This is a genomic window from Arthrobacter sp. 10T425, assembly GCF_056393985.1.
Genome location: NZ_JBFTGZ010000003.1, coordinates 206571 through 227258, shown reverse-complemented (window position 1 = coordinate 227258; position 20688 = coordinate 206571). Strand labels below are relative to the sequence as shown.

The following is a 20688-nucleotide window of genomic DNA, read 5'->3' as shown; positions in this document are numbered from 1 at the left end:
GGGTCACCGCATCCGTTCCGGGCCGCCCAGGCCCGGCACGGCACCCGGTACAGCGTCCGGGGCAAGGAACACCTCGAGCACAAAGTCGCGCTCCTGGTAGGTCCCGCCGCCGGCCCAGCCCAGGTGCCGCCGGGCCGCGGCGTGGACCGCGTCGCCGTCGAGTTCCCAGCCGGAAATGGGGTGCCGCCAGTGGCACAGCGCGAGGGTCCCGCCAGGCATGAGCGAGCCTTGAATCCGGTCGAACAGTCCGGCGAGCTCTGCCGGTGAGAGGTAGTAGCCCACCTCTGAAACCACGATCAGGTCGAACGATCCGTCCGGCCACTCGTTCGGGACGGTCAGGTGTCGCGTCGTCGCCGCGGGCAGGTGCGCGAGCCGCCTGGCGGCACGGTCCAGCGCGGTGCCGCTGGCATCGACGGCGAGGAAGCTTCCGCACCGCGGCGCGAGTTCCACGCTCAGGGTCCCGATGGAGCAGCCGATCTCCAACCCGGACGTGTAGCTGCTGCCGGGCAGCGCGGCGAGCGTGAGGGTGCGTTTGCGCTGCTCGTACCAGCTCGAGGTGTACTGCCAGGGGTCCTCCTCCCGGGCGTGGACGGCATCGAACACGCGCTCCGCGTCGCCCGCGGCGAGGGGCCGCCGGGACCCGCCATCCGCCCCGCCATCGCCCGGGCCGTCGCCCGGTCCATCGCCCGGGCCATCCGCCGGGACGACCGCGGGGTGCCAGGCAAACGTCTCCCAGGTCCGCTCAAAGTGTGTCAGGAAGGCCGGGGGCAGGAGCACCTCGTCGCCCGGCAGCCCGGAGAGCGGGCGCACCTGGGACACATGTGCCGCCATCGCGGCGGCCTTGGCCTCAAGCTCTGCCGGGCGCAGCGGCAGCCGGAACCAGCCGCGCCATGCCCCGCCGTCCGGGTCGCCGGGTCCGGTCAGGCCGGCCGCCCCGGCCGGGCCGCCGCCGGCGTCCGGCGCGCCTGGTGCCGCCCATAACCAGTACCAGATGGGGTATTCGAGGAGGGCGTGGCCCGCCGCGGCGCTGAGCCCGGCGGCAACGGATCCGAGGACGTCGTGGTCGGTGTGTCCATCGGAGCGGTAGGGCGCCACGAGAACCACTTCGTCGGCGGCGCGACCGCACACGGCCGCCGCCTCCCGGACCGCGTCCCGGACCGCGGCCCGGATCTCTTCCCGGTGCCCGGCGAGGTGACCGTCGGGCAGGCCCAGGCACTGCCACGCCACGTTCCCGGCCCCGTTCCCGGCTCCGGAAAGGCGTTTCAGGGCGTCGCCGAACTCCTGCAGCCGGACCGCGGCGAGCTGTTCCGGCGTCGTCGTTGGCGAGCCAGGGTGGGATCCTTCCCCCGCCGTGCACAGCAGCACGCGGACCGTGGCGCCGACGGCGTGCAGCCGGGCCAGCAGCCCGCCAGCCCCGAGCGATTCGTCGTCCGGGTGCGCGGCCAGGACAATGAAGGCCCGGCCGGCGAGCGCCGCGTCATCCAGCGGCAGGTCCGGCAGCCTGGCGGCGGGGCTGCCGGCCCAGGCGGCCTCGGACGTCCCGGCGTCGTTGTGTGTGAAAGTCACCATGGGTTGCTTTCGGCCAGTGCCAGGGCGCCCAGCTGCGCGTCGTCGCGCATCGCGTGGTGCTGGCGGATGTACAGGGCGAGATCGGCCATCCGTTTTCCGTAGCGCTCGTCAAAGGCGAGGGGGGCCGGACCGAGATTTTGGCTCACGAGCGTCTGGACGCGTTCGACGGCGGCGGCCACGCTGCCGCGCACACGCAGGGCTTCCTGCCACGCACCGCGGTCCGAGAGTTCGCCGGCGTCAATCCTTGCGGCCGTGCCGGCCAGGTAGGCGGTGAGGGCGGCCAGCGTTCGGTCAATCTCGCCGAGGTGGGCCAGCGCAATCTGGTCCGGTTCCCGTCCGCCGTCGGCGGCGTGCCGCAGGGAGTCGGCGAAGCTGCGCGCCACGGCGACGGCGCCGCCGAGCCAGCAGGCGGCCACGCCCATGCCGCCCCACGCGAAACCCGGGCGCTGGTAATACCAGCCGGCGCCGCCGAGGGGCACGGCGGGAACGGCCTCGAAGTGCACTGTGCCGCTGGGAATCTCGCGCAGTCCCCGGCTGGTCCACTCCGGATTCGCGAAGCCCACGCCGTTCGCGTGGAGGTCGACGGCGAAGGCGGCCCGGCCTCCGGCCTCCAGGTGGGCCGTCAGCACGGCATGGTCCAGTTGGGCGGCGAGCGAGCACCAGGGCTTGGATCCCTGCAGGATCCAGCCGTCTGCGGATTCCTTGGCTTCAAGCCGCAGGCCGGGCGCCTCGGCGGCGAACACACCCCAGGCCCCCTCGAAGTTGGCATCGTCGGGGTCCGGGCAGTCCCGGCCGTGCCGTGCCGCCTCGTCGCCGGCCTGGGCCAGGATCGCCACGGCATCCAGGTGTGGTTCCAGCACCCGTCCGGCGGCGACATCGACGGCGGTTACGGAGGCCAGAATCTCCCACAGGAACGCGGTCCGGCCGTCCCCGGGTTTGGGCGCCGCCGCCGCGGCCGCCTTGGCCAGCTCCAGCAGCCCCGGGACATCGCGGACGGCGTCCTGCGCCTCGGACAGCAGGGGGCTGATCGTCTCCAGGTCTGCGGCCGCGGAGCTGATCCGGACGGGTAGGGGGTGGTCGGAGATGGGGATCCCGTTCATTTCGGCTGCCTGTGTTCCTTCGGGCTGGGCGGATTCGGGCTGGGCGGATTCGGGCTGGGCCCGGCCACGTGGCTGAAGTCCTGCGCGTCCGCGGCCGCGCCGCCATCACTGGCGCCGTCGACAAGTAATCTAAGCATACTTAGCACTTGGGGGTGGCCGGGGCTTCACGGGGTCGGCTGCCACCGGCGCGTTCGCCCCGGCGGACAGTCTCTTGCGCCTAGCGGACGATCGCGAGGGCGAAGCCGTCCCAGCCTTTCGAACCCACGGTCTGGATCACGGTGCCGTCCAGCCGCGGGTCATCGCCCATCATCTGGAGGGTGCTGATGATTCCGGGGGCGTTGACCGGGTCCATCGACGCGTCCAGCACCGCACCCTCCCACACGACGTTGTCCACCACGATGGTGGTGCCGGGCCGGCTAAGCCGGATGGCCCAGTCCAGGTAGTGCGGGTTGTTTTCCTTGTCGGCATCGATGAACACGAAATCGAAGGGCGGCCCGGCCTCGCTTTCCAGCTCGGGCAGGGTGTCCAGCGCCGCGCCGACCCGGATGTCCACCTTGTGGCCCAGGCCGGCGTCGTCAACGTTGGTCCGCGCGACGCGGGCGTGCAGGGGGAGGTATTCGCAGGTGACCAGCCGGCCGTCGTCGGGCAGTCCCTGGGCCATCCAGATGGTGCTGAAGCCGGCCAGCGTGCCGATCTCCAGGACGCGGCGGGCACCGGCGAGCTGGACCAGCAGTTTCAGGAGTTTGCCGGCGTTGGGGGCCACTTCGATGGCCGGCATGCCTGCCTCAAGTGCGCTGGTCACGGCGCGCTTCAGTGAACGGTCCGGGCGGACCACCGCGTCGGAGAGGAAGTTCTCGACGGCGACCCAGCCGGGGGCGGACTGATGCTCGATCATGCCCCCAGTGTTCCAGCCGTCCGCGCCCGGCGGTACCCCCGCGGGCGCGCTTTTCCCGCCCGGATTTCGGCGTGCGGCCCGACTCAGTCCACCTAGTTTCCCGGCCGGGTTGGAATCTGCGGGCCGGTCCCGCCGGCGCCCTGCCCGTCGATGGCGTTTTCCAGCCGTTCCACCTTGCCGGTCAGCTCGCCGCTGTAGCCCGGCCGGATGTCCGCCTTGAGGACCAGCGAGACGCGCGAACCGTAGGCGCCCACCGCGTCCGTGGCCCGCTTGACGACGTCCATGACCTGGTCCCACTCGCCCTCGATCTCGGTGAACATGGAACTCGTCCGGTTGGGCAGGCCCGACTCCCGGACGATCCGCACCGCGGCCGCGACGGCGTCGTGGACCGACGCGTCGCCGGGCGCTTGCCCGTTGGCGGGGTCACCGGAGGGTGCTACGGAGAATGCGACCAGCATGTGGTGGTTCCCTTCACTCAGTCAGGACACCGGGGGCGAAAACTTCCGGGCTGTCCGGCACCAGTCTTTCACGCGATTCCAGCCCGGCAGCGGCCGGGCGCACCTCCGCCACCGTCATATAAGTCACTACCCGCCGGTAACAGGTTCGCGCACCCTTCGCGTTGCTACCCTAGGCAAATGAACCGGGCAGTAGACCGCAGGCCGCTCCGCGCAGATGCCGCGCGCAACGTGGACAAAATCATCGCCGCGGCCCGCCAGTGCTTCCGCGAGCACGGCCCCGAGGTGCCGCTGCAGACCATTGCCGTCACCGCCGGAGTGGGTCCCGCCACCCTTTTCCGGAATTTCGCCGACAAGGAAGAGCTGGTGCTCGCTGCCCTGAACCAGCAGCTCCGGCTGCAGGTGGACCCGGCCATCGATGAGGCCCTGGCCGATCCTGACGCCGCCGCAGGGCTCTTTCGGGTCATCGATGCCACGATGCATGTCGCCAGCGAAGAGGCCAACCTGCTGGGAGCTGTCGCGGGCCGGCGCGGGCTGCTGACCGGGATTACGGGTGGCCTGATTGAATCCATCGCCGTGCTGCTGGGCCGGGGCCAGGGGCAGGGCACCCTGCGCAGCGATATTTCCATGACGGACATGATCCGCCTGCTGGCCATGCTGATCGGCGTCGTGGACACCATGGAGCCGGGCTCCGACGCGTGGCGCCGGCCCGTGGCGCTGGTTGAGGACGCCATCCGGACGGAACGGCCGGACCGGGCGTTGCCGCCGCAGGCCCCGCTGACGGGCACCGCGTTCGACGCCGTTCTCGGCTAGCACCCATAAGCGCCGGATCCTGCAGGTGCCCCGACAGTCCGGTGCCCGGCGCTAGTCTTCGGCCGGCTTTTCCTTGGCTTCGAGAAGGTGTTGCTGAAGCTTCTCTTCGGCTTCCCGACGGCGGCGGGACATTTCGCGCATTTCCCGGGTGGACTCAGCCCCGCCGGAAACATACGGCTCGTGCTGCTTGGTGCGCTGATCCTTGCGCGGCTCGGCGGCCTGCTGCTCCGCGGCCTGCTCGTCGGCAGCCTCCCGGCCGGCAGCCTCCCGGCCGGCAGCCGGCAGCTCGCCGTCGTGTTCAGTCATGTTCGAATGCTCCCATGCGATCCCGGCACCAAGTAGGGACTAAAGACCGTTCCGGCGGCACCCACAGCCCATCCGCGCTCCAGCGCGGTCAGGCGTTCCACTGGCGGGTCAGTCCCAGCCGAGCAGCCGGAGCCCAGCGGCCGCGGCCGCGCCGGCGATCACCACCACCAGGAACGGCGCGCGCAACCACAAGGCGATGCCCGCCGCCGCCAATGCGCCCAGCCGGGCGTCCAGGACGAGCGACTGGCCGGAGGCGACAGCATTGACCACCGTCAGGGACGCCAGCAGCCCGATTGTCATGGTCCCGGCAATCCTGGACATCCGCGGGTTGCGGAGCAGGCTGGCCGGCACCAGGTAACCGAGCAGCTTCCAGGCGTAGGCGAGCAGGCAGGAGAGCAGCAGCCACATCCAAAGATTCATGCGTCGTCTCCGGGGCGGTCACCGCGGGATTCGCGGGCCGGGTCGTGGTGGTGGTGCACGTGGTCCTCCGCGTACGGATCGACGTCCGGTTCCAGGCCCTCGTCGCTGCGGCCGTGGCTGAACCAGCCGATCCCTGCCGCGACCACGGCGGCGACGAGGATCGGCACTCCCGGGGGCACGAACGGCACGGCCAGCACGGTGGCCAGCGCGCAGACCACCGCGATGGCCACAGGTTCCCTGCCTTTCAGCCGCGGCCAGAGCAGGCCCAGGAAGGCCGCCACGGCGGCGCCGTCCAGTCCCCACTGTTTGGGATCCCCGAGCGCCCCGCCGGCCAGTGCGCCGAGGGCGGTGAACAGGTTCCAGAGGACAAAGACGCCGATTCCGGCGGTCCAGAAGCCGCGTTTCTGCTCGTCGGGGTCCGTCTGCCCTGTGCTGGTGGCGGTGGACTCGTCGATGGTCAGCTGGGCCGCGGCAAACTTCCGCCACCCGCGCGGCTGCAGGAGGGCATTGATCTGCATGCCGTAGATGCCGTTGCGCATGCCCAGCAGCGTCGCGGCGCCCATCGCTGCGACGCCGGACCCGCCTCCGGCCACCACACCGATGAAGGCGAACTGCGAGCCGCCGCTGAACAGCAGCAGGCTCAGTGCCATGGTCTGCCAGAAATCCAGGCCCGAGGTTACGGACAGCGCGCCGAAGGAGACGCCGTAGAGACCGGTGGCGATGCTGATCGACAAACCGATCCGCACCGCCGGTGACTGCAGGATTTTCACGGGCGCCGGTTCCGCCGCGTCAAAGTCCAGGCCCATGCGATGAGGGGCGCCTGGAGCGGGAGCCGCAGGGTGTGCATGCGTCGCCGGCGCGGCGAGCCCTCCGGCCCGTAGGCTTTGCGCAGGGCATCCACGTGGCCGGCGAGGAAGGCGGCGAACATCGCCGTGACGCAGCCCGCGGCGGCCCTCCGGGTGGCCGGGACCAGGAGCCCGACGGCGGCGGCGGCTTCCAGCAGCCCGCTCACTGCCACCCATTCCTCACGGGACAGGACGGCCAGGGGCCCGTTCGGCTGCTCGCCGGAGTCGTCCCGGCACAGGAAGTCAGGTACCACCGGGTGGAAAAATTCAGGCTCGCGGAAGTGCTTGGCGGCACTGGTGAGCAGCAGCGCGCTCATCGCTGCCGCGGACAGCGTCTGGAGGTCCGGGACGGGCCGGCGAAATGGCATGCAACAACTCAACCACAGCGGCCACGCCGGCCGTAATCCGCCCGGGACGCGGGGGATGTGAAGATGTCAGCCCGGGATCCGTGGTGCGGCCAGGCGGCTACCGTGGGGGCCGGCTGTCCGCCATGAGCTGGGAGAGGACCTGGGCGGGCCAGTTGGTGGTGATCTCCTGGATCCCGAGTTTCCGGCACCGTTCGACGTCGTCCTCGGTGTCGACCGTCCACACCCGGCACCGCAGCCCCGAGGCGAGCCAGCGCTGAACGGCCGGGGCGTGCGTGCGGACGTACCCGATGCCGGGGCCGGCAATGCCGGCCTCGGCCGCCGCCAGGATCCGTTCCCCCTCAGCCTGGGCGGCCTTCATCACGTTGGCCAGCGCCCCGCCGGTCAGGGCACCGAGGCCCAGTTCCTCCCGGATGTCCGCCACATTGACGTCATCCACGAGCTGGCAGACGGCCGCGGCCGGTACGGACTCCAGGAGGTGTTTTACGGAGTCGGGGCTAAAGCTCATGAAGGAAACCGTGATGTTCTCCAGCATCGACGTCCGCGGATCCCAGCCCTGGGCCCTCAGGACCTCGAGGGCCCGGTCCTCGAGTCTGAGCTGGTACGGGCTCGGGTGTTTGAACTCGATCGCCAGCCCGATCCCGCGGCCGGCCGCACGCAGGATGTCGAGCAGGTCCGGCAGGGTCAGGAACTGCCCGGACTTGGCGCCGTAGGCCTCCGGGATCCGGGCTCCCTTCCAGGAGGAGAAGTCCAGTTCCTGGAGTTCTTGCAGGGTCCGGTCGGCCACCTGGCCGGTGCCGTCCGAGGTGCGGTCCAGGGTGGCATCGTGCAGGAGCACCACGTGCTGGTCCCGGGTCAGGTGGACATCGCATTCGACGCCGTCGGCGCCGTCGGCGATTGCCTGCAGGTACGCGGCCCGGGTGTGCTCGGCGAATGTTCCGCTGGCGCCGCGGTGGGCATAGACCAAAGGCCGGGCGGCGGCAGGCTCATCAGTGGTCATGGTGCCACGTTAGCGGACCGTCCGTTTCCGTGGCGGGCTAGGCTGGGCTCATGCAGGTGAATACTGAGTCAACCTCCCTGACCGGCGCCGCGGGACGTCCGGGCGGCGCCCGGCCGGACGGTCCCCCCGGGCAGCGTTCCGCTGCCTCCAGCGACGTCGAGAAGGCCGCGGCGCTGCGCCGGATGAAGCTCCTCGCCCTCTCGCTGCTGGCCGTCATGGCGGTGATCTTCATCGTCGCGTTCGCCCTGCAGAAGCAGTATCCGGGGCTCGAATACGTCCGCGCCGCGGCCGAGGGCGGCATGGTCGGGGCCCTCGCGGACTGGTTCGCCGTCACGGCCCTGTTCAAGTACCCCATGGGCATCAAGATCCCGCACACCGCGATCATCCCCCGCCGCAAGGACCAGATCGGCGCCTCGCTGGGCGAATTCGTGGAAACCAATTTCCTCTCCGAACAGGTGGTCCAGGAGAAGCTGGCGTCCGCAGACATTGCGCGCAAGGCCGGCGCCTGGCTGTCCAGCCCCGGCGGCCCGGACCGGGTCGCCAAGGAGGGTGCCGCCGTCATCCGCGGCGCGTTCAAGGTCCTCAACGACGACGACGTCCAGGCCGTGATCGAGTCCATGGTCCGCAAGCACCTGCTCACCCCGCCGTGGGGGCCGCCGGTGGGCCGCCTCGCCGAGCGGATTTTCGACGACGGGCACCACCATGCGCTGGTGGACCTAATGGTGGACCGCACCGTGGACTGGGTGCGGGACAACCAGGAGACGGTCAACAGGCTGGTCACCGACCGGTCCCCGACGTGGGTGCCCTCGTTCGTGGACGGGCTGGTGGGCGACAAGGTGTACGTGGAGATCCTCAAGTTCACCCGCGCCGTGCAGTCCGACCCGCAGCACCAGGTCCGCCTCTCGATCGACAAGTACCTCAAGGAACTCGCGCAGGACCTGCAGCATGATCCTGTCATGATCGCCCGCGCCGAGGGCATCAAGGCCCAAGTGCTCGGCGACCCGGAGGTCCGCGAGCTCGCCTCCCGCACCTGGGAGACCATCAAGACGGCCCTGCTCACCGCCGTCGATGACCCGCACAGCGAACTGACCGTCAAGTTCAAGGCGGCCGTGCATGACTTCGGCACCCGGCTGCTGGTCGATCCCGAGCTCGCCGGCAAGGTGAACGCCTGGATCGGCGACGCGGCCGGCTACCTCGTGAAGACCTACCGCTCGGACATCGCGGGGGTCATCACGGACACCGTGGCCCGCTGGGATGCCGAAGAGACGTCGCAGAAGATCGAACTGCAGGTCGGCAGGGACCTGCAGTTCATCCGGATCAACGGCACGGTGGTGGGCGCACTGGCCGGGCTGGCCATCTTTACGCTGGCCACCCTGCTGTTCGGCTAGCTGGGCCCCGCTCCGCGGCACCGGCTAGGCGGCCGCGACCTTGGCCTTGGTCCTGCCGTGCATGGCGAAGATGGTGAAGACAAGCGCCGCGAGCGCTGTGGCGACGAGCAGCAGCAGCCCGATCGCGTAGCTGTGCGCCGCGGCGTCATAGGTTGCGCCCATGATCAGCGGCGGGAAGTAGCCGCCCAGACCGCCGGCCGCGCTGACCACCCCGCTGATGCTGCCGACCTTGCCCTCCGGCGCGAGGACCCCCACCCAGGCGAATACCCCGCCCGTGCCCAGGCCCAGCGCCGCCGCCATGGCGACGAACGTCAGGCCGGCGGGGACGTCGCCGTCGGGTTGCAGGTTCACCACCCAGGCAAGGACGGCGACGCCGGCGAGGGCAGCGATCACCACTGGCTTGGGACCGATCTTGTCGGCGAGTACGCCGCCCACCGGCCGCGCCAGCACGGCGGCGAGCGCAAACCCCGCGGTGCGGGCGCCGGCCGCGCTGGGATCGAAGCTGTAGACATCCCGGAGGTACGTGGGCAGATACGTGGCGAAGGAAACGAAGCCACCGAAGAGGACTGCGTAGAGGAAGCACAGCTTCCACGTGACCGGGGTCTTCGCGGCGTCGATCAGCTTGGGCATCACGGGCGCGTTGCTGCGGGTCCAGCCCGGCGCCTCCTTCAATCGGAACCAGATGATGGCGGCCATGACCGCCAGCATCGCGGCGATCAGCAGGTGGGTGGGAACGTAGCCGATGGCGGCGACAAGCCGGGGGTTCAGGAAAGCGGCCAGGGCCGTTCCGCCCATGCCCGCGCCGAAGACGCCGGTGGCGAAACCCCGCCGGGCGGGCTCGTACCAAGCGCTGACGAACGGGATTCCGACGGCGAAGACGGTTCCGGCGACCCCCAGCAGCACGCCGGCAGCCAGCACCAGGGCGAAGGAGTCGAGGCTGCCGCCGACGGCCACCAGCAGGATCGGGACGATGGAGGCCAGCAGGACAAAAGTGAACATGGCGCGGCCGCCGTACTTGTCCGTCAAGGCGCCGACGACGATCCGCCCCAGCGAGCCGACGAAGACGGGCATGGCCACGAGCACACCGGTGGTGGCCGGATTGAGGTGCAGATGCTGGGTGTAGAACGCGCTCAGCGTGGCGATGGAGTTCCAGGCCCAGAAGCACACCACGGAGGTCGAGGTGGCGAGCGTCAGATTGAGCGCCCGGCCCGCAGGGGCGGCGACGGGCGGGGACACTGCTCCGGCCACGGCGGTCTCCTTCCTGGTTCAGCAAAGCGGTTCATCAAAGCGGGGCCGCAAAGCAGCTTCAGCGATGGCACCGGGTTACCGGTTCCTGGTGTCCCGGTCCCGGGTTCCGACGGCGGACCAGCCCCGCCGCGCGCCGGCCGTGGAGCTCCGGGCGCCGGCAGCGCCGGCTGTGCCTTTGGCCCCGGCCCCACCGGAGTCCCGATCCCGGGAGCGGTAAACGATGTAGGGGCGGAAGAGGTAGTGGAACGGGGCCGTGAAGGCGTGGACCAGGCGCGTGAACGGCCAGATCACGAACAGCGCCATGCCTACCAGGGTGTGCAGGTGGAAGGAGAACGGCGCCGCGGCCATCGCCGCGATGTCGGGCTGGAAGATGAACAGCGAGCGGAACCACGGGGCCACGGTCTCGCGGTAATTGTGCCCGTGCTCGCCCTCGAAGACACTCGCCAAGGTGGTCCACAGCCCGAACACGATGGCCGCGGTGAGCACCACGTACATGGTCTTGTCATTGCCGGTGGTGGCCATGAAGACCGGCCCGGTGGTCCGGCGGCGGTAGATCAGCAGGAGGATCCCGCCCAGCGTTCCGACCCCGGCGATCCCGCCGACCAGCAGGGCGTTGAAATGGTAGAACTCCTGGCTCATCCCGGCCGCCTGGGTCCACGCCATCGGAATGACCAGGCCGAAGAAGTGACCGGCGATCACGGCGAGCAGGCCAAAGTGAAACAACGGGGACGCAATCCTCAACAGCCTGGACTCATAGAGCTGGGAAGACCTCGTGGTCCAGCCGAACTGGTCGTACTTGTAGCGCCAGAGAAGTCCGCCGACCAAAACCACCACCATGACGTACGGCAGCACGCCCCACAGCACGATGTCCAGTGCGGTGAGTCCGACGGCGGATCCGGGTTCCGCTTCGAATGCCAGCATGCTCAGGCCCCCTTCACGGGCAGCAGGCGCGGATCGTACGGGTCCAGGCCCACGGCCTCCGTGGGCGGGCCGTAGCCGGCCATCCGCATGACGGCCTGCTCGTCCGCCGGGGATTTCCCGGGCAGCGTGGCGCAGACGGCCTGCAGGATCCGGGCGTGCGGCAGCTGGTCCCGGAGCAGCCCGAAGCGGAGCATCTCCAGGCTCGCCCGGAAGCGCGTCAGCAGCTCGCGGCCGGCCTCGAGGTCCACCAGCGCGGCGTATTCGAGGACCATCGGGAGGTAGTCGGGCAGTTCGCCGTGGGTGTCCACCAGGGTGTCGCTTTGCCGGTAGGTCTTCTTGAAGTTGCCCAGAACTTCGCCGCGGCGCCGGGTGTCCCCGTCAGTCCAGTAGGACAGGTGCAGGGCGTGGCGCTTTCCGAGGTCGAACTCGCGCACGTATTGGGACTGGAGCTGGATCGGCGGCGTGGACTCCAGGTGGTCCAGGACCGCAACGAAGTCCGCCGTGGCGCCGGGGAACTCGGCCAGCGCGGCCCGCATCAGCGGGACCCGGCCGGTCAGTTCCTCGTCAGGGTAGGACAGGCACCAGGCCGCGGCGAGGTAGAGGACCTGCTGGCGGCGGGTCATGGCTGCTCCCCCGCCGGAGGGGATTCCGCGGGGCCCGCCAGTTTCGGCGGCGGTTCCGCCGGAGGCGGTTTTTCCGGAAGCAACGCCTTTTCCGGAAAAAGCCCGGAGGGCGCTCCGGTGCCGTCCCAGTTCAGCAGGTTCACCCTGCCGCGCAGGGTGGTTTCCCCGGGCGCGGAGCCGGAGGTCTGCCGGTCCCGGAGGGCGTTGAAGGTTTCCACCGCCACGGGGACGGGCCGGCCGCTGGCTTCGCCGAAGTGGGCGGTATCCTGCATGCCCGGGCCGCCCTCGAAGTCGAGCGAGCAGCCCATTTCCTCGAGGTCGTGGGCCTGCTCCACGTGGGCCTTCGGGATAACGTAGCGCTCCTCGTATTTCGCGATCGCCATCAGCCGGTACATCTCGTACATGCTCTGGCTGTCCATCCCCACGGCCTCCGGGATGGCGTCGTCCGGGTCGTCGCCGAGGCTGATGCCGCGCATGAAGGAGCGCATGGCGGCGAGCTTCTTCAGCACCGCGGTCACCCGGTCCGCGTCGCCGGCGGTGAAGAGTTCAGCGAGGTATTCCACCGGGATGCGCAGCGCGTCGATGGCGCCGAAAAGGTTGCCGGTGTCCTCGCCGTCGTGGCCCTGGTCGCGCAGCAGGTCCACCACGGGTGAGAGCGGCGGCACGTACCAGACCATCGGCATGGTCCGGTATTCCGGGTGCAGCGGCAGCGCCACCTTGTAGACCTTGGCGAGGGCGTAGACCGGCGAGCGCCCGGCGGCGTCGATCCAGTCTTCGGGGATGCCCTGGGCCCGGGCCTCGGCCTGGACGGCGGGGTCGTTCGGGTCCAGCAGCACGTCCATCTGGGCGTCGTAGAGTTCCCGGGGGTCCGTGACGGAGGCCGCCGCGGTGACGGCGTCGGCGTCGTACAGGAACAGCCCCAGGTACCGCAACCGGCCCACGCAGGTCTCGGAGCAGACTGTCGGGAGCCCCACCTCCACCCGCGGGTAGCAGAAGGTGCACTTCTCGGCCTTGCCGGTCTTGTGGTTGAAGTAGATCTTCTTGTAGGGGCAACCGGTGACGCACTGGCGCCAGCCGCGGCATTTGTCCTGGTCCACCAGCACAATCCCGTCCTCGACCCGCTTGTAGATCGCCCCGGAGGGGCAGGAGGCCATGCAGGACGGGTTCAGGCAGTGTTCGCAGATCCGCGGCAGGTAGAACATGAAGGTTTGTTCGTACGCGAACTTGATCTTGTCCTCGGATTCCCGCCGGACCTTCTCCACGATCGGGTCCAGGTGGCCGTTCTCGGCGGAGCCGCCGAGGTCATCGTCCCAGTTCGCGGACCAGGTGATCTTGGTGTCCTCCCCGGTGATCAGGGACTTGGGCCGGGCCACCGGGAAGTCGTCGCCCAGCGGCGCGTCAACGAGGGTCTTGTAGTCGTAGGTCCATGGCTCGTAGTAGTCCTTGAGCTCGGGCTGGACCGGGCTGGCGAAGATCCCGAAGAGCTTCTTCACCCGGCCGCCCGCCTTGAGCACCAGCTTCCCGCGCTTGTTCAGCGCCCAGCCGCCGTGCCACTTCTCCTGGTCCTCGTAGCGGCGCGGATAGCCCTGCCCGGGCCGGGTTTCGACGTTGTTGAACCAGACGTATTCGGTGCCGGCACGGTTGGTCCACGCCTGCTTGCAGGTTACGGAACAGGTGTGGCAGCCGATGCATTTGTCCAGGTTCATGACCATGCCCATTTGGGCCATGACACGCATCAGTACTGCACCTCCTGGGAACGACGCCGGACGGTGGCCACCATGTCACGCTGGTTTCCGGTGGGGCCAAGGTAGTTGAACGCGTAGGCGAGCTGGGCGTAGCCGCCGATCAGGTGCGAGGGCTTGACCAGCAGCCGGGTCACGGAGTTGTGGATGCCGCCGCGCCGCCCGGTGGCCTCGGACTTCGGCACGTCGATGGTGCGTTCCTGCGCGTGGTGGACGTAGACCACACCGGCCGGCATCCGGTGGCTGACGATCGCCCGGGCCACCAGGACGCCGTTGATGTTCAGGCACTCCACCCAGTCGTTGTCCTTGACCTCGATGGCCGCCGCGTCGGCGGGGCTCATCCAGACCGTGGGCCCGCCGCGGGAGAGCGAGAGCATCAGCAGGTTGTCCTGGTATTCGGAGTGGATGGACCATTTGGAATGTGGCGTCAGGTAGCGGACCACCACCTCCATGGACCCGTCCTGGCCGAGCCTGGGTTCGCCGAAGAGCCGGTGCATGTCCAGCGGCGGCCGGTAGATCGGCAGCGCCTCGCCGATGTCCCGGATCCAGTCGTGGTCCAGGAAGAAGTGCATCCGGCCGGTCAGGGTGTGGAAGGGCTTGAGCCGCTCGACGTTGATCGTGAAGGGTGCATAGCGCCGGCCGCCTGTCTCTGAGCCGGACCATTCCGGCGAGGTGATCACCGGAACCGGGCCGGCCTGGGTCTGGGCGAAGGTGATGTATTTTTCTTCGGAGCCCTCGGCCAGGTCCGCCAGTTTCCTCCCGGTGCGGATTTCCAGGTCCTTGAAGCCCTGCACGGCCAGCGCCCCGTTGGTGGTGCCGGAGAACGCCAGGATGGCCTCGGCCATCTTCGCGTCCGTATCGATCGCGGGACGGCCGTCCGCGGCGCCGCCAAGCATCACCCCGTTGGAACGGCTGAGCCGGTCCAACGGGCCGGCAAGTTTGTACGTGACGTTCTTGACCGTGAAGCCCAGTTTGTCCGCCAGCGGCCCGACGGCGGCGAGCTTGTCCGCGATGGCGGTGTAGTCCCGCTCGACGACGGAAAAAATGGGCATGTTCTGACCCGGGACCGCGCGGACGGACATGTCCCGCCAGTCCCGCACAATCCCGCCGGGCTGGGCCAGCTGGCCGGGCGTGTCGTGCTGCAGCGGCACGCTCACCAGGTCCCGGCGGACGCCGAGGTGGGTTTTGGCCTGCCGGGAGAACTCCTGGGCCAGCAGGTGGAAGGTGTCGAAGTCCGTCTTGGTCTCCCACGGCGGGTCAATCGCGGGGGTGAAGGCGTGCACGAACGGATGCATGTCGGTGGAGGACAGGTCGTGTTTTTCGTACCAGGTGGCGGCCGGGAACACGACGTCGGACAGCAGGGTGGTGGAGGTCATCCGGAAGTCCGCGGAAACCAGCAGGTCGAGCTTTCCTTCGGGCGCCTGCTCATGCCATTTCACCTCCTTGGGCTTGAGCCCCTCGGCATGGTCCTGGCCCAGGACATTGTTGTGGGTTCCCAGCAGGTTCCGCAGGAAGTACTCGTTGCCCTTGGCCGATGAGCCGAACAGGTTGGAGCGCCACAGCACGAGGGTCCGAGGCCAGTTTTCCGGGGCGTCCACGTCCTCGATCGCCGGGTTCAGGGTGCGGCTCTTCAAGGCATCGGCGATGTAGCCGGCGGCGTCCGTAGCGGTGCCGGCGGCGACGGCCGCCCCGGCTTCGTCCGCGAGGTCCAGCGGGTTCCGGTCGAACTGCGGGTAAAACGGCATCCAGCCGAGCCGGGCGGACTGGGCGAGGGCATCCGCGGTGTGCATGCCGTCCAGGGCCCCGGTGGAGAGCGGGGACTTCAGCGCATCCGCGCAGTAGCCGTCCTGCCGCCACTGGTCCGTGTGCATGTACCAGTAGCCGGTGCCGATCATGGTCCGCGGCGGCCGGGACCAGTCAAGGGCGTTGGCCAGCGACAGCCAGCCGGTGACCGGCCGGGTCTTTTCCTGGCCGACGTAGTGCGCCCAGCCGCCGCCGTTGCGGCCCATGCAGCCGGTCAGCATCACCAGGGCCAGCACCGCCCGGTAGGTGGTGTCGCCGTGGAACCACTGGCAGATCCCGGCGCCCATGATGATCATGGACCGGCCCTTGGACTGTTCGGCGTTGCGGGCGAATTCGCGGGCCACCCGGATGCAGGCCTGCGCCGGGACGGAGGTGATCTCCTCCTGCCAGGCCGGCGTGTAGGGCGTCGCGGCGTCCTCATAGCCGGCGGCCCACTCCCCCGGGAGCCCGTCGCGGCCGACCCCGTACTGGGCCAGCATGAGGTCGAAGACGGTGGTGACCAGCTGGCCTTCCAGCTCCAGGACGGGAACACCGCGCCGGAGCACACTACCGTCCCCGCCGGCGTCCTCGAAGCACGGCAGCAGGATCTCGGCGCTTTCCGTTGAGACTTCCCGGAGGGACAGCGCCGGTTCGATCGCTTCGAGGTCCAGGTTCCACTTGCCCTCGCCGCTCTCTGAGTAGCGGAAGCCCATCGAGCCATTGGGGACCGCCGGCAGCCCGGTCTTCTTGTCGAACAGGACGGTGCGGAACGCCGCGTCCTCGGTCAGCGACTCGGCGGGAAGGTCCTTGGCGCTGAGGAACTTGGCCGGGGTGAGGGAGCCGTCGTCGCGCCGTTCGAGACGGACCAGGAACGGCAGGTCGGTGTACTGGCGGACGTAGTCGGCGAAGAACGGCACCTCACGGTCGACGAAGAATTCCTTGAGCATGACGTGCCCCATCGCCATGGCCAGCGCGGCGTCGGTTCCGGCCTGTGCGGGGAGCCATTCGTCGGCGAACTTCGTGTTGTCCGCATAGTCCGGGCTGACCGTGACCACCTTGGTGCCGCGGTACCGCACCTCGGCCATCCAGTGCGCGTCCGGGGTGCGGGTGACGGGGACGTTGGATCCCCACATCATCAAATACCGGGCGTCCCACCAGTCCCCCGATTCCGGGACGTCGGTCTGGTCCCCGAACACCTGCGGGCTGGCCACGGGGAGGTCGGCGTACCAGTCGTAGAAGGACGTCATCACCCCGCCGATCAGCTGGATGAAGCGGGTCCCCACGGCGTGCGAGACCATGGACATCGCCGGGATGGGCGAGAAGCCGGCGCAGCGGTCCGGGCCGTAGGCCTTGATGGTGTTCACGTGCGCGGCGGCGGCGATTTCGATCGCCTCCTGCCAGGAGACCCGCACCAGGCCTCCCTTGCCGCGGGCGCGCTGGTAGCGGCGGCGCCGCTCGGGGTCGCCCACGACGTCGGCAAAGGCCAGCACCGGGTCACCCAGCCGGGCCTTGGCCTCGCGGTACATCTCGACGAGGACGCCCCGCGCATACGGAAAACGCACCCGGGTGGGTGAATAGGTGTACCAGGAGAAGGCCGCGCCGCGCGGGCAGCCCCGCGGCTCGTATTCCGGGCTGTCCGGGCCCACGGAGGGGTAGTCGGTCTGCTGGGATTCCCAGGTGATGATGCCGTCCTTGACGTACACCTTCCAGGAGCAGGAGCCGGTGCAGTTCACCCCGTGCGTGGACCGGACCACCTTGTCGTGGCTCCAGCGGTCCCGGTAAAAGATGTCGCCCTTGCGGCCACCCTCGCGGAACACCGCCCTGCCGTCGTCGGTCTGGTCCCATTTCGTAAAGAATCGGCCCAGCTTCAACATTGCATCCGAGGCGGGCCCGTCCAGCCCCGCCGCGTCTCCGGCAGTCATTCCTTCAAGCTAGGGTGCCCCTTCTGGCCGGAACAGGGCCTTAGGACACTGTGGCGGGCCCGGGTCCGGGCGGCCCGGGAGCTGCCCGGCCGGCCCCGCGGGTCGGGGCTCGCGGTTCAGGCGAAGCTCTCCAGCTCGACGCCGGCAGCCTCCAGCGCCGCACGGATCGCGGCCGCCGCGGCAACGGAGCCGGCGGTGTCGCCGTGGAGGCACAGCGACTGCGGCTCGATCCGGAGCACGGTGCCGTCGACGGCCTCGATTTCGCCCTTCGTGGCGAGCCTGACCGCCCGCTCGGCAACCTGTCCGGCGTCGAGCATCATTGCTCCCACCTCGGTGCGCGGCACGAGGGTGCCGTCGGGGAAGTAGGCGCGGTCGGCGAAGGCCTCGGAGAAGACGGGGTGCCCGGCTTCCTTGGCGATTTCCAGCAGGGCTGAGCCGGGGAAGCCGAGGACGGGCAGTCCGGGATCGTAGGCCTGGATGGCGGCGATCACGGCGGAGGCCTGCTCGCCGTCGTGCACGGTGCGGTCGTAGAGCGCCCCGTGCAGCTTGACGTAGTCCACCGAGGCGCCCACGGCATGGGCCACGCCGTCGAGCGCCCCGAGCTGGTAAAGGACCGCGCCGAAGAGATCGTCAAAGGTCATGTCCAGCGAGCGCAGGCCAAAGCCGGCCAGGTCCGGGTAGCCGATGTGGGCACCGACGTTGACGTCGAGCTCGTACGCCGCCCGGCAGGTGTCCAGCATGGTCACGGGGTCCCCGGCGTGCATCCCGCAGGCCACGCTGGCGCTCGTGACCAGCGGAAACATCGCGGCGTCGGCGCCCTTGGTCCAGGTCCCGAAGGACTCCCCCAGGTCAGTGTTCAGATCCAAAACGTGCCGCCGTCCTTCGTTAAAGTCTTCGGGGCGCCGCTGCCCTGAGTGCCGCTGCCCTGAGTGCCGCCGCCCTGGGTGCCGCCGCCCGGGGCGCCGCCGTCCGGCTGCGCGTCCAGGGAAGTTTCGTAGAGCGCTGCCGGGCCGGTGGTTTCCGCAAGGGCTTGCAGTTCTCCCGGAATCGTGTCCGGGATGGGCCCGAATGCTTCCCTGGCGTTCGCCACGACCGCATGGCCCATCACCCGGTTGCCCACTCCGCCTACGACGGCGCCGATACCGAAGGGCAGGGCACGGCCCAGCCAGGCTGTGCCCTGGGTCTTGAGCAGGGAGCGCAGGAACATCGTCTGGATCTTGGCCCGCACTGTACCGAAGCCGGCGAGGGGGACGCGGCGGGTGAAGGCCGCGGTCCAGGCCTGGGTGGGCCCCTTGCCCCGGCCCGCCGCCTGTCCGCTCAGCGAGCTCAGCAGCTGGGTGCCTTCCTCGCCCAGCATGACCGCCATGACCAGGGTGCTGGCTCTGTCCGGGTCCACCATCCGGATGCCGTGCAGTTCAGCAAGAGCCGTGGAATACAGTGCGGTGGCTTCGAGGAACCCGACTGCTGCGGCGGCCGAGAGACCGAGTGCGGCCGCAGTTCCGACGCCCGGAATCACGGCAGCCCCGCCGACCAGCGCACCGCCGCCGGTGACGGCCAGCAGGTAGTCGCGCTCCAGGATGGCGGCGAGCTGCGCCGCGGTGGCCTGCGGGTGCCTGCGCTGAAGCCTGCGGATATTGGCCAGCACCAGCGGCCGCTGGACTTCAACCGCCCGCAGGAGCACCTTGTGCAGACCGGGCCGGGGCTGGCCGGCGGCGTCGAACATCGCGCTGTGGGCCGTTTCCTGGGCAATCTTCATTGCAGGGTTGCTGCGCTTGGCCATGATCGCCTCTCGTCGGAACCATAAAACTAAGTGCACTTAACACTACACACGGGCAGGAAGGCGGGGTCGCCGCTGCGCCCCGGAGGGGTCTCAGCCCGGCCGCGCGGCTGGCTACTAGACTGGGCCCATGCCCGCCCTGCGAGCCCTCCGCCCCTTCGCGCACCGGGAGTACCGCGTGCTGATCACGGCGCTGGCCATCTCCATCTTCGGTTCCGGGATGTGGGCCGTCGCGATGGTCTACGAGGTGATCCACCTGGGCGGCGGACCGCTGGAGCTTTCGGTCGTGGCCGCGGCGGGCAGCGTCGGGCTGGTGACGTTTCTGCTGGCCGGCGGCATCGCCGCGGACCGCGTGCCCCAGCGGCTCCTGATCATCGCGGTCGAGGGCGCCAACCTCGCCGTCGTTGCCACTGTCAGCGGGCTGGCCCTGGCCGGCTTGCTCGAGCTGTGGCATCTCGCGCTGGGGGCCTTCGTGCTCGGCGTCGGGGCTGCGTTCTTCTTCCCCGCCTACTCCGCCATCCTGCCGCGGATCCTGCCGCCTGAGGACCTGCTGGCGGCCAACGGCCTGGAAGGCACCATGCGGCCGCTGTTGCAGCAGGCCGCCGGACCGGCCGTCGCGGGCATCCTGGTGGCGGCCTTGTCCCCCGCCTACGCCGTCACCGGAGTGGCGGCCTGCCATCTGGTGGCCTTCTGCATCCTGAACCTCCTCCACCGCCAGCCCGCGGCGGGAGTCCCGGTCAGCGGTGGGGCTACCGAATCTGGCCAGCCGCGGGCCAAGACGTCCCTGCGCCACGACCTCCGCGAGGGCGTCAGCTACACCGTCCGGACGCCCTGGCTGCTGTGGACCCTGCTCTGGGCCTGCATTTCGGTGCTGTTCCTGATCGGCCCCATCGAGGTCCTGATCCCCTTCGTGGTCCGGGACCAGCTCGGCGGGGACGCGCGCATGTTCGGCTTCCTGCTCGCCATCATGGGCTTGGGCGGTGCCGCAGCCTCGCTGGCCACGGCTTCTTTTCCCCTCCCGCGCCGCTACCTCACCGTGATGATGGTGTCCTGGGGAGCGGGAAGCCTGCCGATCGCCGCCGTCGGAATCATGGACAGTTTCTGGGCCGTGGCCGCCGCCCTCTTCATCTTCGGCGCCACCGGCGGCGTGGGCATGGTGATCTGGGGAACCTTGCTCCAGCGCCGGGTGCCGCCGCATCTGCTGGGCCGCGTCTCGAGCCTGGACTTCTTTGTATCCCTGGCCCTCATGCCGGTCTCCATGGCACTCGCCGGGCCGGCCGCCGAGGTGCTGCCGGTGTGGCTGATCTTCCTCGTCGCCGGGACCGTGTGCCCGGCGATGGCCGTCGTCGCGATGGTCGTGGCGCGGATGCCGGCCGATGAACTGGCCCACCCCCTCGCCGGCGGTGAGGAACCCGCCGACGGTGAGGAACCCGCCGACGCCCCGGCCTCTGCCGAATCCTCCGGACCAGGGCAGCCCGGCCCAGACCAACGCGGGGTCACCTAGCGCCCATGTCCGG

The 20688-nt window shown here is 69.7% G+C and carries 19 protein-coding genes; 3 read left to right on the top strand and 16 right to left on the bottom strand.

Annotated elements, in window-relative coordinates; all coding sequences use genetic code 11:
• Positions 1-3 precede the first annotated feature (3 nt).
• The 4 genes from AC1DDH_RS05335 to AC1DDH_RS05320 all read right to left on the bottom strand — a co-directional run bounded on the left by AC1DDH_RS05335 (position 4) and on the right by AC1DDH_RS05320 (position 4022).
• Complete coding sequence (locus AC1DDH_RS05335; RefSeq protein ID WP_476954984.1) at positions 4-1569, bottom strand: PIG-L family deacetylase; 1566 nt, start codon at positions 1567-1569, stop codon at positions 4-6.
• Positions 1563-2669: an acyl-CoA dehydrogenase family protein gene (locus AC1DDH_RS05330; protein ID WP_476886721.1), complete on the bottom strand. Its 1107-nt coding sequence runs from the start codon at positions 2667-2669 to the stop codon at positions 1563-1565. Before AC1DDH_RS05330 ends, AC1DDH_RS05335 begins: the two co-directional genes overlap by 7 nt.
• A 217-nt stretch (positions 2670-2886) precedes the next feature.
• A complete protein-coding gene (locus AC1DDH_RS05325; RefSeq protein WP_476954983.1) occupies positions 2887-3564 on the bottom strand; it encodes an O-methyltransferase in 678 nt (225 codons plus the stop codon).
• A gap of 92 nt (positions 3565-3656) precedes the next feature.
• Positions 3657-4022 carry a thiamine-binding protein gene (locus AC1DDH_RS05320; protein ID WP_476870170.1) on the bottom strand — a complete coding sequence of 122 codons (366 nt, stop codon included), beginning with the start codon at positions 4020-4022 and terminating at the stop codon, positions 3657-3659.
• A 177-nt stretch (positions 4023-4199) separates the two neighbouring features.
• On the opposite strand from AC1DDH_RS05320, the gene AC1DDH_RS05315 reads away from it, so the two are divergent.
• A complete protein-coding gene (locus AC1DDH_RS05315; protein ID WP_028275272.1) occupies positions 4200-4832 on the top strand; it encodes a TetR/AcrR family transcriptional regulator in 633 nt (210 codons plus the stop codon).
• Positions 4833-4883: 51 nt separating this feature from the next.
• Here AC1DDH_RS05315 and AC1DDH_RS05310 read toward each other — a convergent pair whose 3' ends face one another.
• The 5 genes from AC1DDH_RS05310 to AC1DDH_RS05290 form a co-directional block, all read right to left on the bottom strand.
• Positions 4884-5138, bottom strand: coding sequence for a hypothetical protein (locus AC1DDH_RS05310; protein WP_476954982.1), 255 nt, complete (start codon positions 5136-5138; stop codon positions 4884-4886).
• Positions 5139-5246: 108 nt separating this feature from the next.
• Positions 5247-5558: an AzlD domain-containing protein gene (locus AC1DDH_RS05305; RefSeq protein WP_230008482.1), complete on the bottom strand. Its 312-nt coding sequence runs from the start codon at positions 5556-5558 to the stop codon at positions 5247-5249.
• Complete coding sequence (locus AC1DDH_RS05300) at positions 5555-6364, bottom strand: AzlC family ABC transporter permease (RefSeq protein WP_476856157.1); 810 nt, start codon at positions 6362-6364, stop codon at positions 5555-5557. The genes AC1DDH_RS05305 and AC1DDH_RS05300 overlap by 4 nt, the downstream gene beginning before the upstream one ends.
• Positions 6325-6771 (bottom strand): DoxX family protein, encoded by a 447-nt coding sequence (locus AC1DDH_RS05295; protein ID WP_476849854.1) that lies wholly within the window; start codon positions 6769-6771, stop codon positions 6325-6327. Before AC1DDH_RS05295 ends, AC1DDH_RS05300 begins: the two co-directional genes overlap by 40 nt.
• A gap of 97 nt (positions 6772-6868) precedes the next feature.
• On the bottom strand, positions 6869-7768 hold the full coding sequence (locus AC1DDH_RS05290) for a glycerophosphodiester phosphodiesterase (protein ID WP_223914636.1): 900 nt from the start codon (positions 7766-7768) through the stop codon (positions 6869-6871).
• A gap of 50 nt (positions 7769-7818) precedes the next feature.
• Here AC1DDH_RS05290 and AC1DDH_RS05285 point away from each other — a divergent pair, with 50 nt between their 5' ends.
• Positions 7819-9156 (top strand): DUF445 domain-containing protein, encoded by a 1338-nt coding sequence (locus AC1DDH_RS05285; RefSeq protein WP_476954981.1) that lies wholly within the window; start codon positions 7819-7821, stop codon positions 9154-9156.
• Positions 9157-9180: 24 nt separating this feature from the next.
• Here the strand turns inward: AC1DDH_RS05285 and AC1DDH_RS05280 are convergent, their stop codons facing one another.
• The 7 genes from AC1DDH_RS05280 to AC1DDH_RS05250 form a co-directional block, all read right to left on the bottom strand.
• The gene (locus AC1DDH_RS05280) at positions 9181-10404 is read right to left on the bottom strand and encodes an MFS transporter (protein ID WP_476954980.1); all 1224 of its coding nucleotides are present in this window, start codon (positions 10402-10404) and stop codon (positions 9181-9183) included.
• Positions 10405-10479: 75 nt separating this feature from the next.
• Positions 10480-11325 carry a respiratory nitrate reductase subunit gamma gene (gene narI / locus AC1DDH_RS05275; protein ID WP_476856154.1) on the bottom strand — a complete coding sequence of 282 codons (846 nt, stop codon included), beginning with the start codon at positions 11323-11325 and terminating at the stop codon, positions 10480-10482.
• A gap of 2 nt (positions 11326-11327) precedes the next feature.
• On the bottom strand, positions 11328-11948 hold the full coding sequence (gene narJ / locus AC1DDH_RS05270) for a nitrate reductase molybdenum cofactor assembly chaperone (protein ID WP_476870174.1): 621 nt from the start codon (positions 11946-11948) through the stop codon (positions 11328-11330).
• Positions 11945-13684 (bottom strand): nitrate reductase subunit beta, encoded by a 1740-nt coding sequence (gene narH, locus AC1DDH_RS05265; RefSeq protein WP_476954979.1) that lies wholly within the window; start codon positions 13682-13684, stop codon positions 11945-11947. Before narH ends, narJ begins: the two co-directional genes overlap by 4 nt.
• Positions 13684-17394 (bottom strand): nitrate reductase subunit alpha, encoded by a 3711-nt coding sequence (locus tag AC1DDH_RS05260; protein ID WP_476954978.1) that lies wholly within the window; start codon positions 17392-17394, stop codon positions 13684-13686. The genes narH and AC1DDH_RS05260 overlap by 1 nt, the downstream gene beginning before the upstream one ends.
• Before the next feature lie 116 nt (positions 17395-17510).
• On the bottom strand, positions 17511-18260 hold the full coding sequence (locus AC1DDH_RS05255; RefSeq protein WP_476873290.1) for a 5-oxoprolinase subunit PxpA: 750 nt from the start codon (positions 18258-18260) through the stop codon (positions 17511-17513).
• Positions 18251-19174: a hypothetical protein gene (locus AC1DDH_RS05250; RefSeq protein ID WP_476954977.1), complete on the bottom strand. Its 924-nt coding sequence runs from the start codon at positions 19172-19174 to the stop codon at positions 18251-18253. Before AC1DDH_RS05250 ends, AC1DDH_RS05255 begins: the two co-directional genes overlap by 10 nt.
• Positions 19175-19301: 127 nt before the next feature.
• Here AC1DDH_RS05250 and AC1DDH_RS05245 point away from each other — a divergent pair, with 127 nt between their 5' ends.
• The gene (locus AC1DDH_RS05245) at positions 19302-20675 is read left to right on the top strand and encodes an MFS transporter (protein WP_476954976.1); all 1374 of its coding nucleotides are present in this window, start codon (positions 19302-19304) and stop codon (positions 20673-20675) included.
• The last annotated feature ends 13 nt before the right edge of the window (positions 20676-20688 follow it).